The following is a 15,803-nucleotide window of genomic DNA, read 5'->3' on the forward strand; positions in this document are numbered from 1 at the left end:
CATTCACTGCTTTACTCAGATGAACTGGAATTAGTACATCCAGTTCAAACTAAAGCCTGTTGTCACATTGTCTGTTTTATAGCGATCCGGTTTCTTAAGTGGCGCACCCATAAAGAGATCATAACTCACTGAGTTAAATGCTTGGCCTCTCAAACCAACAACAGCACCCATCAAACTCGTCCCGAGTAATGGATTGGGTTCATGGGCGGTTTGTCCACCCACTTCGCCATAATCAACCCCTGCATACCATTGCATTGGAACTTTAGGAATGCTTCCACTCAATTCATTTCGAATGAGTAAACCATTATCAGCCAGTAAAGTCTGTTCTCCATCAAAACCTCTGACGGTATAGCGGTTACCAATCGAGAAGCGATCTTGAGGGGTTAATGGTTTTTGGCTATGCTGCATGCGCCATTCGGCTAGGTATTGCAAAGATTGCTGACCCACTTTGAATGGAACTTGTAAGCTGGCATTGGCCTGTAATATCCCGACATGGGTATAGGCTTCACCATATTCTTCTTCTGGTGCGTACATGGCATTAAAGGCGCCTGTCCCACGTTTGTAGGTCACGTTGCCAGATAAAGTAGCAGCTGAGAGATATTCGGTATGATCCAGACTGGTTTTCCAGCCTGCTGTTTTTCTGCGTTGGACTTCAATTTCAGTATCGTTAATATAGTTTTGAGATTCCCTATACCAGCCACCTATACTCGCAGTAGTTTTTCTGCGGGCATCTCGATAAAGAACTCGAGATAAATCAGCACCAATCAATTTGCTTTTACCACTATATTCGTAGCTCTCAAGTGGACCTGCTACCGTTTGGTTATAATCTGATTGACTATAGCTCGTGCTCAGTAACCAGTATTTTAGTGGAATACTATAGCTGAGATAGTAACCCTCTGTACCACGTTTTCCAGAATCGCCACCACCTAAATCATGATTATAGCTACCGTAGAATAGATCATTTGCTGTTAACAGATTGTCGAGTGATAGTGTCGCAGTTCCTTGATATTTTCCTGTCGAATCCGAACCTGCATCATCCACACCTAAGTGGATGCGGTAAGGTTTGGACTGTTGCCATGCCAACTCCAAGTCGCTATAACCAGGTGCATTGTACTGCTCCGAAGGTTTAATTTTAAAATCAGCTTCCACTGTTGGCACACGTTTGAAATTTTCTAAACCTTGTTCGATATCTCGAATATTCAAAATATCACCAGACCTCACAGGAAGTGCATTGAATTTATGTGCACGTTTTGAGGTACCTGAAACGAACTGGATTTGATCCACCTTACCTGCGATAACTTGAAGTTTGATTTCACCCGATGCAATATTTTGTTGAGGCAATAACATTCGTGTTGTCACATAGCCATGACGAATAATATTATTTTGAACTAAATCAAGTGCTTGGTTAAGCCCTTGTACTCCAATACAACGACCAATAATATTATTCTCCCCCTGCGTGATTGAGCGCAATGCAAAAGTAAAATTACGCGCATCATCCCCCATCAAAATGAATTTTTTAATATCAAAACAGATCTCTTCACTGTTTGATTTTAAATACTCTAATTGTTTTAAAGGTATTTTTTGAGATTCTATTCCTAAATTTACATTTACTTCAGGCTGTATTTGTTTCTGTAGCGCCTCGTCTCTTTGTTCCTGACGATGTGTAATTTCTGCTGGAAGATCAATTGCTGAATAGCTATTAAAACTAACTAACGTCATACAAAAAATGAGCGCTTTTTTTTTAAATTTATATACCATCTGAGCAACTGTAATTCTAATGTAATAAAAATGCGCAAATTTTAACAAAAAATATAACCATGTCTACCTTTTTATAGACAGATCTGTATATTTATATATTCTAAGAATCTAGACAATCATGACATCATAAAAAATTTCTCTTCAAGACTATTTTATATTTCAAGGTACAATAGAAGTGTAATTCAAGAATACGGAACTAAGTTATAAATATTAAAAGGTGAAAACTTAAATCAAATTAATTAACCTAAATCTTGGATAAACAATTAACTTGAAAAGAGAAAAACTAGAGCCATCAGTTGAGTTACTACACCAAACTCACAGCTCTAGCCCTTATGTTCCTTGCGCTATATATAACTCATACCCAATTATTTTGCGTCATAGATGATTTTTTCTAAAATTTGAATCAATTTATTGAAAATTCTTAAAACAAAACTTTCAACGCATAAGATTTCGCCCTACTCAGCTCAGCATTTCTGAAATTATATTTATTGCTGTGTGGTACTAATGCTCTCATTTCAATAATTTCAAAAGCATTCTTTACATCATTAAAACAGTACAAAAAACATTTATTTAAAGGACTTCCTTTTTATCAACGCATGATTCATCTAATTAATGCCCATCAACTGGCTTTACATGCCTTGCATTTCGCTTTCATGAAAGAGATAAACACCATCTGAAACAATGCAATAAAACAGAAACTTTATTCAGCTTACTCAAAGGGGCTTACAATCAAGTGACCACTAGAGCTAAAAGTTTTTCAGGCTACTTAGTTGATATTTATGCATCTTTATGGCTTATCAAATCTGTCATCAAAATAAGCAGATGATTCGTATTATGGAAATATCGGCTTAAATACTGAAAAACTAACACAGATATTTCGCAAGTTTTTTAATATTTTCTTTTATTTCATCAAGAGTATGCGCTGCATAACCAAACAGTACGGCGGGTCTTTGGGATGCGATTTGACAATATCTTGATAAAGGCTGTACAGCTAAGCCCACTTTTTCACATTTAATAAGAAATTCTTTTTCGCTCCAGTCGTTCTTAAGCCAACATACCAAATGAATTCCTGAATCGGTAGGCTGTACAATTAGTACATCTGAAAGATAAGTTTCAATTGCTACAATTAAAGCCTGTTGACGTTCGTAACAGGCTTTACGGACTTTACGCACATGCCGTGCATAATGACCATCTTTAATAAATGCCGCCAGCGCCACTTGTTCCAGATAGGAACTACGCGTATCGGTATAATATTTTGCTAGACTAAAAACCTCAATTAAGGCTTTTGGAACGACCATAAACCCAAGTCGGAATTCAGGAAACATCATCTTAGAAAATGTGCCTGCATAAATCACGCGATGCTGTTCATCTAAACCTTGTAATGCTTGGATTGGATGTGTTCCATAACGAAATTCGCTATTGTAGTCATCTTCAAAGATCCATTTTTGATGTTGGGTAGCCCAGTCCAATAAAGCAAATCGGCGAGCAAGGCTCAGAGTGTCACCAAGTGGAAATTGATGTGACGGAGCTGTGTAAATGAGTTTACTTTCAGCATGGTCATGAATGATTTCATCAACTCTCATCCCCTCCTCATCACTCGTAATAGGATTTACTATGGCACCAAAACTACGGAATATATTTAAGGCTGCATCATAACCTGGCTCATCTAAACACACTTGGTCATTTGGCTGTAACAGTGCATACGCAGCCAAATGAATTGCCTGTTGTGTTCCATTCACAATCAGAATTTGCTCTTCCTGACAGTTTAATCCTCGTGTTGACTTAACATAATGACAAATTGCCTGACGTAAAGGCAGATAGCCTCGGGGATCATGGAATTGGCCTAATTGATAATAAGATTGTCGCCATGCACGCCCTAATAATTTGCCCCAAAGTTCATGGGGAAATAAATCGACACAGCCCACACCCACATGAAATATTTTCTTCTCTTGAATTGATAATGTCTGCTTATTCCAATGACGCAACAAATTGGTGAAATGTGGATTAATGTTGATGCTTTGCGTAGGTTGAAATTTTGTCTGGGTTATATCATTTTGAATTTGAATTAATTGGTCTGGAATGACAGCAGCAACATAAGTTCCTGAACTTGGTTTAGTGACTAAATAACCTTCATCGAGCAAACGTTCTAATCCCGCCAATACAGAATTACGGGAAATGGACATCATCTCTGCCAAATTGCGACTTGAGGGTAGTTTTGTCCCCCCAGATAGACGGCCTTCTAAAATTGCATCTCGTAAAACACAATGTAAACCATCTTTTATGGGTTGCCCTTTAGGCAAAATTAAATGTGGAAAATAAGCAGAAGATGACGTTGTCATAGTGAACTGGTACTTCTAAAAACACCCAAACTGTACCTTATGACAATACCATGATTAAAAATACACTCAACACTTTCATGGTTAAAGTTTTCAGAGGTTGAGGTTATGTCAGTTCGGCTCGCAGTTTTTCACCGTTATTCCAAGGATTTACTCCCTCCTATTTTGGCAGGATTAATTTCGGTAATTGTCAATTATGGGAGTACATTCATTTTAATCTTCCAAGCAGCACAAATGGCAGGACTTAGCCCAGAGCTTACAGCTTCATGGGTATGGTCCATTTCAATTGGTGTTGGTATCACTGGAATATTATTAAGTTGGTACACCCGAGAACCCATCATTACGGCATGGTCTACTCCTGCTGCAGCATTTCTTATTACGGCTCTTGCGACTATTCCTTATGCTGAAGCGATTGGTGCATATTTACTTTCCGCCTTAGCCTTCGTAATTTTAGGAGTTACTGGCTATTTTGAAAAACTGATTCGCCTAATTCCAGTAAGCATTGCGTCAGGTTTGTTGGCAGGGATTTTATTACAATTTGGTATTACTGCGTTTACCAACACGATAATCGACCCACTTCTGACACTATCACTATTTCTGATTTATCTAGTTGTTAAGCGTTTTTCTGCACGATACTCCATCGTCAGTGTTTTAGTTTTTGGTTTGATTTTTTTGATCGTTCAGACTCGAATTGATTTTGCAGGATTTGAATTGAAATTAGCCTCACCGATTCTTACTGCTCCTGATTTTTCAATCAATTCCACATTAAGTATTGCCGTACCTTTATTTTTAATCACACTAACAGGGCAATATATGCCAGGTTTATTGATCTTAAAAAATGATGGATTTAAAACCAATGCCAAACCTATTCTTCTTGTCACAGGTTTAGGTTCTTTCATTATGGCACCTTTTGGCGCTCACGCATTTAATCTTGCAGCAATTACCGCTGCAATCTGCACTGGTAAGGAATCTCATGAAGATCCTTCTAAACGCTGGATAGCAGGAATTGCCGCGGGGATATTTTATATTTTGGTTGGAATTTTTGGCGTCACACTTGCTGCAATATTTGCAGCATTTCCAATAACTTTTATTAGTACGTTAGCAGGTCTTGCCTTGTTAGGCACTATTACTGGAAGTCTAACCAATGCTATGAGTGATGGTGAAAGCCGTGAAGCAGCGTTAGTTACCTTTCTTGCCAGTGCTGCCAATATTACATTATTTGATATTAGTGGAGCATTTTGGGGATTGGTTTTAGGCTTGATCGCTTATTTTGTCTTAAATGGAAAATTCAAACGATTTATTTTCGGATAATTATATAAAAAAACGGTAAATGATTAGAAATATTCAATATCCTGTTGGATATATTTTTTCGCGGTGTCTAGTATAAAACATCAAACTGGTACTGTAAAAAATACAAAAACTGTATCTTAAAACAGTACCATATCAAGATTATGCTTTACCCATCAATTTTTAATCACCAAAAATGATGGGAACATCACCATGCAAAAGCAAAATATTCAAGTAACACCTGCACAGTATCAAGATTACCAACAATGGTTAGCTTATTGGCTTGCTTATCAAGAATTTTATAAAGTTAATTTATCGAATGAAGTCACACAAACTACATGGCAACGCTTTTTTGATGACGCTGAACCTGTGTACTGTGCCGTTGCCAAGGTAGGCGACAAAGTTTTAGGCTTTGTCCATTATGTGATTCACCGCTCAACTTGGGCAGAAGCAAACTATTGTTATTTAGAGGACTTATATGTATCACCTGAAGCACGTGGACAACACATCGGGAAACATTTAATAGAATATGTCCAAAAGCGAGCGCGTACTCAAAATTGTGATCGTTTATATTGGCATACTCAAGAGACAAACCTAACTGCCCAGAAACTTTATGACTGGATCGCTGAAAAACCAGGAATTATTGAATATCGTATGCCTTTATGATTAGGTTATGTATCAAAGCCAAAGCCCACAAGATTTTGGCTTTGATATTTATCAAATTACAATTTATCAGTCTTTTAATGGAAATTTATCTGGATACAGCTTATATCTTTCAATATAAACCTTACGTTTCTGATTATAAATTTTTCTAATTTGCATCAGATCTATATAAAGTAAATCACGTAAATGAATATTGTTTAAAACTAAGATTGCCAATTCTTTTGTATTCTTTTCATTTTCTATAGCCATAAGTGTATTTTCTATATTTTGAAACTTGCTAGATGACTTCTCTAAGTTGTTCTTACCTATTATTTTTAACTCATCATAAAAAATAAAATTTAAAGCGGGGAAAAAATAAAGTTTCCATTTTTGTGATGGTAAATATTGATTGCATTTCTGTTCGATCACTTGAAAGGATTGCTTTTGCTTTTGTAAGGGAATACTAACTTGATATTTTAACTTTTTAATATATGGTAAATATTGAAGACCAAATTTATCCAGCATTTGTTCCAAACGAAGCTTTTCTTTTTGTAATTCTAATTCTTTGATCTTTTTACCAAACCCAGTTCCCACTTTTGAACCAATTAATGCTCCAACTCCTACTCCGATAACACCTCCAACAACTGGCATAAACACAAGACTTCCTAAACCAAGCCCGATAGATGTACCAACTTTTGCCATGGTCAAACTACCTAGAGTTTTTGAAGAAAAGTCGATAAAGACATTCTTATTTATCGAATTCTCATTTCCTCCTGCTTTTAATAAGCGTTGCCTTTCATTGAGTGCAGCTATTCCGCTTGCGATAGGCAAATGTAGATCAAATGAATCTAAGGCAGCATTACCATTTGCCTGTTCGATAGTAGAGTCAAATTGTTGTGATATATTGGCATGGCTCAAACCTTCCAATGGCTGTATATTATCTACTGCAATATTTTGATAGGTATCTTCAGGCACTAAATAAGTTACATCTGGATGTGCCAAAGCTGTCATTTTAATGCTGTCTATATCTAGAACGGTTTTGACATTTATGAGATCGCCGTCAATTTTTAAGTCCCAGAGTTCTTGATTGGATAGGCTGGCCCAAACAATTTTATGGCTTTGTGTATCTAATAGATCACTCACTTTTTGTTCGCCAAGATAACCAATTAAACGATTTCTAAAGCCCGATAAAGAAGTTTCATCTTTTTCCAATATATTCAACATTATATAGTTTGAGACATCTAAAGCTGAATTTAACTCTTCTTGGCTACTAAAATCGACAGCTTTAATCACGCTTGGATCAATAGTGTAAATTTGCCATAAATACTCACCGACAGCTAAACCAGCTGGAAAAAAATATGAATAATCCTTTTTCTTATTATCTATAGGTAAATGTAAACTTGCACGGATATACTCACAGCGATTACGATGCAATTTTACCTTTCTTATAAAAGTAAAACTGCTATAGCCTAAAATTGTCACCACGAAAAAAATTAACCAAATCATAAAATTTATTCTTAAGATACATACGACGGTACTTGGATCGAAAGCTGGCTTTTTAGTTTCTCTACCAACATGGGTATCTCTTCATCATGGTGTGGTTCATATGGTGTGTCAATTAATCCCTCAGCTCCTAATAGCTCCATTTTTCGTGCTTCAATTTTGGAACGAGAGGTAGAAATAATTTCTAAGGGTTCCTTAAACTCAGCCAATGTGGTTCTAGTTTTACTTAATTGTTCACGAATACGAGCCATACTTTCTTGAAAATACTTCTGATCTGTTTCAAAAGTTAGTAATGAAGATTTAGTGTTTTTAATATAAGTCTTTTGCTCAACAACCGCAGACTCTGCAGTCGTAAAGGCTCGAAGACTTTCAATGGTATGATTTTCTTCTGGTCGCTGAAGTTTACGTGCAAGGTCTTGCATATCAGCTAAATCTTTTTCAGCAATATTAATTCGTTTGTTGCGAGCTTCGATATTATCTTCATGGTTTTTATAGGTTCGTTCAATATCATGGAGCTCTTCAATTAAGTTTTTTTCGTCAATTTCTAATTGATCTATTTTTTTAGAAAATTTGTTTAAATATTGTATTTCAGCTTCTTCTACTTCATTTAAAGCTTTTAGAATTTGCCCTTCATAAAAAATACGAGATTTTTCACGCATTTCAATCTCAGCTTTTTCTTTCGCAAGACGTTCAAAATGAATTTGTTGTGCTTTTTTTAGTTCGGCTTCTACTAATTCTTGACGTTCTTGTTCTTGTTTCGCTTTAGCCAGTAAACGCTCTTCCTCTAACAATTGTTTCTTCTGTTTTTCTCTTGAAAGTCTTTCTTTTTCTTGAATCATCAATATTTCTTGTTTTTTTCGTTCACTTTGGTCTTTAGCATATTGAACCATGATTTCCTCAAACTCTTCAGGAATAGACTGATTAGTTTGTAGAATAAGATCACTTCGTTCTTGTTCAGGCAAATATTTATCGAATGTACCAAGTTTATATAGTACCCATTTCTCTTGTAAACGACTTGAGAAATACATCTGCAAAGTACGAGGTTGCATAAGTTTTGCAGAGATTAAGATAGTTCCAAGTATTATTAAAAACACATCTACAGCATATTTTGTTTGATTAAATGCTTTTTGACTTTCAAATTCTTCAATAGCTTGTTGCCTAAAAATTGGACTATCTTTAGTAATTGTAATTCCATATTTTTTTAACCCCTCCTCATTACCACGATCTACTGCTTGATCAAATTTAGTTAAAAAAGCTTCTCTTTCTATACGAGTGGATTTTAAATCAGATTGTAGTGTTTCTAATTGCCTTTCAATACTTTGAGCAACGTAACCACGACCATATCCTGTACCACTCTTACCACTGATTTCTACCTGTAATTTTTCATTAGTTTTATTTACTAATTGTTCAAGCTCTGCAATTTTTTTATCGCGACTTTCCAACCCATTTTTTTTCGCTAGAGCAATATTATCTTTGTACTGTTCCATCATTTTATTATCAATATCTGCTTTAAAAACCAATTGAGTCAAAAAAGGTGCGGTAATATATAAAGATAAACAGACGATTCCAATCCTGATAGCAAATGGAAAATATTTTGCTATAAATGACTTTATACCAAACTGTGAATAAAATGGTTCTCTTGTTGATTCCAAACCATTTAAGGTTTTTTCATGTTCATCTTTTAATAAATCAGCAGATGCCATTGATCGGTCAAAAAACCACATTAGAAGAAAAACAAATCCACCTACAATGCTCCAACCGATGTAAGGTGAATTAGGAGTAAAAGTACTACCTAAAAATCCCCATGCAAAACCTTCAGATAAAGCTGCAAGAATCATGATAAAGGAAATAACTGTGAGATAAGTCGAACCACCACTTGTTAATAAATTTTTATGATAGGTTTTAAGAGTGAGAAAATCCCAGATTTTGATAATAAAATTTGGTTCTTTATTCATAATGTGATGTATTTGGATTTAATTTTGCAAAATTGTATAATATTGTAATTTTTTGTGCACTGTTTTTTTTTGATCTATTAGTAAAAAAGGAAAAGAAACTTTTCTGATGCCCATGTAACAAAGTAAAATATAAACTCAAAATAGTAGTATCTAGTAACTTTACCGCAAGGAACATCACTTTTTCTACTCTTTAATCTTTGGCTAACTAGAAACACGAAACCACTTGCAGACTAAAAGCAATAAATTACCTACGGGGGAAAGGCGCTAAATGACCAATCATTGAATTGCTTGGCTTGTTCTTAGTCGACAGTAAGCTTCAATGAATATGGAGTACACACCAAATATCAACTTAACTGTGCAAGGCTATTTGGAGAAATCTTGAAAACATCTCTATTGTTCTACTTGTATCAATAATGCATTAAATAACTGATTTTTATTTATTATACTTAGCCCATTCATTATTAAGAATTACTTACAATCCATTTTTACTCAGAGTGATGTAATGACGTATATTCAAAATATAGAGCTCCTTCTGGTAAACTGTTTTTCAGAAAAGTCCTGTGAATCAATATATTTTATCTACAGATTGTGCACAATAACTCTGAAATATAGGATATAAATATCAATTAAAAAATGGTCGTTTTTTGATTTATGAAATATATCTAATCTATTAGGTATTTAGTATTGGGATATTATTCAATGAGAACTACCTTCGATGATTTTGAATTTCCTTGATTTTATAAAAAACTAAAGGAAACCACTTCGGGGTTTCCTTTAGTTAAGCAATTGATTTAATTATCATTTACAATTTAGAGTTTTTACAAGCATTAACTTAAATAATATTTTTAAATATCATCAAGAGTTTTTGGTTTTTCTGACGAACTTGTTGGGACTTTAAATTCAATACCCGCTTTTTTAAACAGTTTCGGGTATTCCACCAAAGCCATAGTTGAATTTTTAGCAATACCAGTGATATCACCAACCATACTTTTAGCATCAACTAAAGACATTCCGGTATTGGTTAGACTGTTTGGATTTGCAATTAAACTGGTGCTCACCTTTTTAGCTCCTACAGCTAATTCGCGAGCAGTTAGGCTTGCAATGGCAAAATTAGTTGCAGAGTTCAATAAATGTTTTTTCTGCTCAGCATTCAGTGCCGAAAGTTTAGCTACAGTTGCTTCCTCATCTTTTTGTGAAGCTTCTAAAACAGTATCTGATAATGCAACAATCTGTTTTTGGATTGCTTCTTTTTCTTTCAAATCAGAAGTTGTTTTCAAACTTTTCTGTTTTGCTTTTAATTCATCTGAATCCTGCTTACTTGCAAGCAATGAAGCTAAAGCCGTACGACTCTGAATAAACATTGCATTGGTTGCTTTAGCCTGCGTGAAAAAACCATTGAGGTCCATATTTGAAGAAGATACGCCAGTTACAGATTCAGATAATGATGACGAAAGATTACTCAACGACCCAAAACCTGCATAGACACCTGATGCACTTATTGAAGCAGTTGCTGCTAAAACAATCGCAATTTTTTTCATACCCTGTTACCCCTATTGTGAAGAATCGGCTTTTTGCACGATTTGATTTAAAATTTGTGGTAAAGCCTCAAACATCTGAATGTTATACATTTCATGACGATGCTGATAATCAATACCCTTCAATCCAATTTCTTGTTGCAAACCATAAGCCCCTATTTTCTCAGCCTTTTGGTTAAATCTACGCGCCCCACTAGCCATAACTAATGTGGCATCACAATTACTTTTGTCAGCATTACATCTAATACTGTCTTGTTTCACTTCGAGCTTAAGCACTGGCTGTAAACATTCGTCTGTTGGAATATGAAAGTTAACTTTCATATCTTTTTTAAAACCTGCATTTTCAGTCATAGCAATCACTGAGTCTCTTAATAAAGTCTGTCCATTAAAGCCTGAACCTGTCGCATAGAATGGTCGTTTCGATTGACTAGTAAAAGCGTGATAAATCAATGGACCAAAACCATAAAATGGAATTTCACCAATTTGCTCAGTATGCAGACCTAAACATAAAACACGAGATTGCTTTGAATCTCCCACTGGGGCAGAACTATCAAGCAAAACAGTGTCTCCAGAACGCACAGGTAAACGATCACTGCTGTTAACTGGAAAATCTAATTGCGCATTAACTTTCGTGCCTTGACGCTCTAAAACGGTCGCTTCCCATGTTGGAATTAAAATATTACGTCCTGTTGCTTTATCTGAATGATAAACATGGACTTTCATTCCTGTACTTAAGCGCTCGCCAGCATCATCAATAACGATGTTCTGACCACTTGATCCTGAGACTTTTAAATCAGAACGAGTAAATTGAATCCCTTTTTGAAATTGTTGGCCTAATTTCAAAAGTGCATTTTTCAATACAACTTCTTTACGAGCCTCGATAGAAAATCCCATTCCATCTGAAATCACATCTTTGATATCATCGGTTGCATGCGCGGAGTAAATTACCCGGCCAGAACGATCAATCATTTCAGCAAAGACTTCACTATGAAAAACCTGTTGCTGAGTTATTTTTCCAATTTGTTGCTGATAAGCAATTACAGGGATGACATTTATTCGAATGAAAAATTCAGGTAATTCACGTTGGTTAATGTCTTCACTTTGCGCTAATCCAGTTTGCTCACTAATACTTTGTGCCATCGCACTATAACGTCGATTGACTGGTGTTAGAGTAAATGAGGCTTGCTCACCCACTGCATCAGAAAAAATTTGTTCTATTAAGTCTTTCGATTCGCCTTGATAAGTCAGCACATCGACCACCAAAGCTTTGGGCTTATTCATAGCCTGTCGTGTATTGGTTGAAACTTTACTAAAGTGCTTACTACTGCTCTGCATCAAGACTGGTACAGCCACAGCATAATCACTGTCAGCATGCACAACACGAATCAAATCACCATCTGCTGAGCTGAGCTCATCTTGTGCAGCAATTCCTTGCTTAAAGCCTTTATCTAAAACAAGATAGGATTTCCACTGATCAATCACTTGAGTTTCTGTTTCAGAAACTTTAAGTTTTGATTTTAATTCTTGAGTCACTTGCCGCGTTAGCATCAACAAAGTACTTTGAAATTTCTGCTTAATTGCTGTTTTGGTTACGCTAGAATCAATCTCTGTAGCAAGGACTTGAATTGGTTGTGACAAGGTCTTACTGTCACTATATATAACCTCTCCAGATAACACATTGGTGAGTTTTAGACTTAAGGTCACTGGAAGAAAAACCTCGGCAGTCGAATCCTTCCTCACAATGTATTCACTTGCGCGCAAAACTTCTAGTGATGCGATATAAGTGCGGTTTTTCGTTTTTTGTGAAATAGTATCGACTATCTGTTCATCAAAACCTTCCTTTAAACTTTGTACAAAAAGTTGCTCAACTTGTTTACGAATGCTTTCATTGTCAATCGCTTGACTGAAGTCACATACAATTGAAGACCCATTCGCTTCGTATTTGCTAGAATCATTACGACAAGGTTGCTCTAGCCCAAAAATTCCTTTCGATGGGTAAATTTGAATATTCGCATTTGCCCATGCCGAAACAAGCATCGGCATAGCTAAACATAAAGCTTTTAACTTTACTTGCATTGTGTACCACCAATACAAAGTGTAATCGTATTACCTGCTTGTAAACGCTCAGCACTTGATAGAGTTGGATTTACTTTACGTAGTGCTTTAGCCAATTCTGCACTAACAGGTTTCTCACTCTTATAAGTCATGGTCATTTCGACCAATTTTCCATCCTGAGTGCGAATATCGATATTTTCTGCACCATCCATTTCATCTAAGGCAATGTATAAATCGTCCCCTAAACGAGAAGAAACATTGCCAGAAACACTTTTCACAAAAATGGTAATTTCTTTACCATACATAGTGCGATTTTTTGCATAACCCAGAATCTGTGGTCCTACTTGGCTAACGGCCAATTCGCCAAGTTTCTTAGCAACATTCGTACGACAAGAATCTGTAGTCGCACCTGTCGAAGATTCTGTACGAGTTTCACCACCCATCAAAGTTGAATCATCGACTGAATAAATTTTGAAACTAACAGCACCATCACAGACAAATTGCCCAGTAGCACTCGAACGACCACGATCATAAATATAAGAGCTACCCGCCATAAACCAATCTGCTTTTTCTTTTCGTGCAGCGATTACGAGTTTATTCAACTCTGTATCACTCATCAGTTGCTGAATCGACATACTCCGACCATTCAAATACTGACTTCTAAAACGGTCAGAATCGAGCAACCGCAAATCATAACGTGAAGCAGAACTCGCAATTGAATTTAAGGTTTGATTATCACGCTCAGCTTTAGTACTTGGAGTCTGATATTCCACATATTTCACAAAGCTTTGGATATCATTTTGTCGTTCGGATTGACTGTATTTAGCTGATTCACTAGCGTTGTAGCTACTTGAAGAAGCTGATTTACCTGAATTATTATGGCTTGCTGAACGAGCGGAAACACCAACACCCGCCCCATAGTAATTATCATAAGCATAACCAGATGCAGCAGCTGAACGTCCTTTTGAAGAATAAGAATCTGAAGCACTGGCTTTGGCACTTTCGCTGGCTTTGTAACTCACATCTTCATCATAGCTATAACTACGATCAGAAAAATATGATGTGAACTCTTTAACAGGTTTTGAGTTATCTTTTGGTACCCCAAAATATTCATCCATTACAATCATAATTGGACTTGTTCGACTACTTTTCTTCGCCAGCCCTAAATCATTGAGAATTGAACGAAATTCTTGATCATCCATTTCTAGACTAACTTGGGTAACTAACTCATTGTTACTATTAGTACTACTCCCTCGATTCAACACATAACTGCTATCAATTTGTTTTACAATATCATCCAAATATTGATTCGCATCGTTCATAGCTTGAGGGCCATTAATACGTTTAATCAAAGTAATCACTGCATCCTTTTTTGCATTATTGAATGCTTGATTACGTGTACTATTTAGGTCTTTTTTAACGATAGGTGCACTACCTTCCCCATTCGCTTTAACGATATCAGCAGTACTAACTTGAACAATACCCAAGCACAATAGTGTCAATATAGCCTTTTTCATAATTCCCCTCATCGTTAAAGCTTCAAGCTAGAACTATAATTTCTTTATTAGATTTAAAGTGATATTTCACATATACAAAAAACAAACAGATGATAAACAAAAAAGAATATTAACTCCATCACAGAATTTGACTTTTTTACTTCTTACAAAAAAAGCCAACGCATTTCTTACTACATCAAAAAACGGTAGGCTATGAGTAAATGACTTTAACTAATCGAAATTAACTTTTAAAAAATTTCAAATAAATTCAACTTTGTTTGTGCTGATAGTGCAGGCGTTTCTTTGTAAGAAAAAAATTTATCCCAATACTGATCTTAGGCGCAGTCATTGATTCAATCTAAGGAAAGCTTTCATGTGAAATGTTGTTAGATGAAAGTAAGACGCTTGCGTAGAAGATGCTCACATCCATGCTAATTTTTTAGCTAAAATTGAAATAAATACAGTAAATAAAATTAATACTGAATTTGAAAAAATTGCAGATTTAAGAAGTAATAGGATTGATTTAAATACTAATATTTCACTTGTATAGTTCAGCATTATATTAAATCCTGCTCGTGGATTTTAGGAATCCACGATATCAAAAGGTAAAGATTATTTACGCTTTTTTATTCTATTAGTAATAATATGCCTTGAATCTTTAGGCTGATATCTTTTAGGTAAAGACTTCATATAATTTAAACTGAGCTATCTGAGATGGTGACAATTGAACTCACTATTTAAACCAATGAAAAATCTCTGAATTTGAATTGTGTATTAACCCTTAAAAACCCAAATCAAGAAAGGTGCTCAAATGAGCACCTTTCTTGATTTTATACGCTTTCAATAAAGACAATTAATTTTAATAAACTTCTTTTATCTTGAAAATTTACACCAATACCCTATTTAGTTGGATTTTCATCACATTGTGATTGACTACTTTTAGGAAATTGAGCAAATGCTGAATTCATATTACCCATTTCTTCAAAACTAAACTCAATATTTTCGAACGAAAGTAGATCTTCTTTAAGAGCAATAAAACATGGATGTATCATTAACCGCAATGGTTCTGGATTTCGTTTTTGAGTATCTAATAAACGTTTCACATAGATGTACTGCCCATTCTTCAATTGAAATTCATAAGCATATTCTCTAGTATTCGTTTCTTTGATACCCAATTCCTTTATTACATCATATATTTCTTTACAGCTTAAATGTCTCATTTTCTAACATCAATAA

10 protein-coding genes and 1 pseudogene are annotated in these 15,803 nt (G+C 35.4%); 3 read left to right on the top strand and 8 right to left on the bottom strand.

The features are described 5' to 3' along the window. Positions 1-30: 30 nt before the first annotated feature. Positions 31-1,719 carry a ShlB/FhaC/HecB family hemolysin secretion/activation protein gene (locus tag ACK1JC_RS09370; RefSeq protein ID WP_409511606.1) on the bottom strand — a complete coding sequence of 563 codons (1,689 nt, stop codon included), beginning with the start codon at positions 1,717-1,719 and terminating at the stop codon, positions 31-33. A gap of 371 nt (positions 1,720-2,090) precedes the next feature. Between ACK1JC_RS09370 and ACK1JC_RS09375 the strand changes: the two are divergent. Further along, a pseudogene (locus ACK1JC_RS09375) lies at positions 2,091-2,610 on the top strand (hypothetical protein). An 11-nt stretch (positions 2,611-2,621) separates the two neighbouring features. On the opposite strand, the gene ACK1JC_RS09380 reads toward ACK1JC_RS09375, so the two are convergent. Then, entirely contained in the window at positions 2,622-4,097 is a 1,476-nt protein-coding gene (locus tag ACK1JC_RS09380; RefSeq protein WP_409511607.1) for a PLP-dependent aminotransferase family protein, read from the bottom strand. A gap of 105 nt (positions 4,098-4,202) precedes the next feature. Between ACK1JC_RS09380 and ACK1JC_RS09385 the strand changes: the two genes are divergently transcribed. Continuing rightward, a complete protein-coding gene (locus ACK1JC_RS09385) occupies positions 4,203-5,405 on the top strand; it encodes a benzoate/H(+) symporter BenE family transporter (protein WP_409511608.1) in 1,203 nt (400 codons plus the stop codon). Between the two features lie 189 nt (positions 5,406-5,594). After that, positions 5,595-6,047, top strand: coding sequence for an N-acetyltransferase family protein (locus ACK1JC_RS09390; protein WP_409511609.1), 453 nt, complete (start codon positions 5,595-5,597; stop codon positions 6,045-6,047). 66 nt (positions 6,048-6,113) lie between these two features. On the opposite strand, the gene ACK1JC_RS09395 is transcribed toward ACK1JC_RS09390, so the two are convergent. From ACK1JC_RS09395 to ACK1JC_RS09420, 6 genes are all read right to left on the bottom strand, one after another. Then, positions 6,114-7,529 carry an oxidoreductase gene (locus ACK1JC_RS09395; RefSeq protein WP_409511610.1) on the bottom strand — a complete coding sequence of 472 codons (1,416 nt, stop codon included), beginning with the start codon at positions 7,527-7,529 and terminating at the stop codon, positions 6,114-6,116. 11 nt (positions 7,530-7,540) lie between these two features. Continuing rightward, positions 7,541-9,481, bottom strand: coding sequence for a DUF4407 domain-containing protein (locus tag ACK1JC_RS09400; protein WP_409511611.1), 1,941 nt, complete (start codon positions 9,479-9,481; stop codon positions 7,541-7,543). Positions 9,482-10,326: 845 nt separating this feature from the next. Further along, entirely contained in the window at positions 10,327-11,019 is a 693-nt protein-coding gene (locus ACK1JC_RS09405; RefSeq protein ID WP_409511612.1) for a hypothetical protein, read from the bottom strand. Between the two features lie 12 nt (positions 11,020-11,031). After that, a complete protein-coding gene (locus ACK1JC_RS09410; protein WP_409511613.1) occupies positions 11,032-13,092 on the bottom strand; it encodes a hypothetical protein in 2,061 nt (686 codons plus the stop codon). Then, entirely contained in the window at positions 13,083-14,588 is a 1,506-nt protein-coding gene (locus tag ACK1JC_RS09415) for a hypothetical protein (RefSeq protein ID WP_409511614.1), read from the bottom strand. The genes ACK1JC_RS09410 and ACK1JC_RS09415 overlap by 10 nt, the downstream gene beginning before the upstream one ends. Before the next feature lie 878 nt (positions 14,589-15,466). Beyond that, complete coding sequence (locus ACK1JC_RS09420) at positions 15,467-15,787, bottom strand: hypothetical protein (protein WP_409511615.1); 321 nt, start codon at positions 15,785-15,787, stop codon at positions 15,467-15,469. Positions 15,788-15,803 lie beyond the last annotated feature (16 nt).

The sequence above is a fragment of the Acinetobacter sp. TY2 genome, assembly GCF_046269225.1.
GTDB lineage: Bacteria > Pseudomonadota > Gammaproteobacteria > Pseudomonadales > Moraxellaceae > Acinetobacter.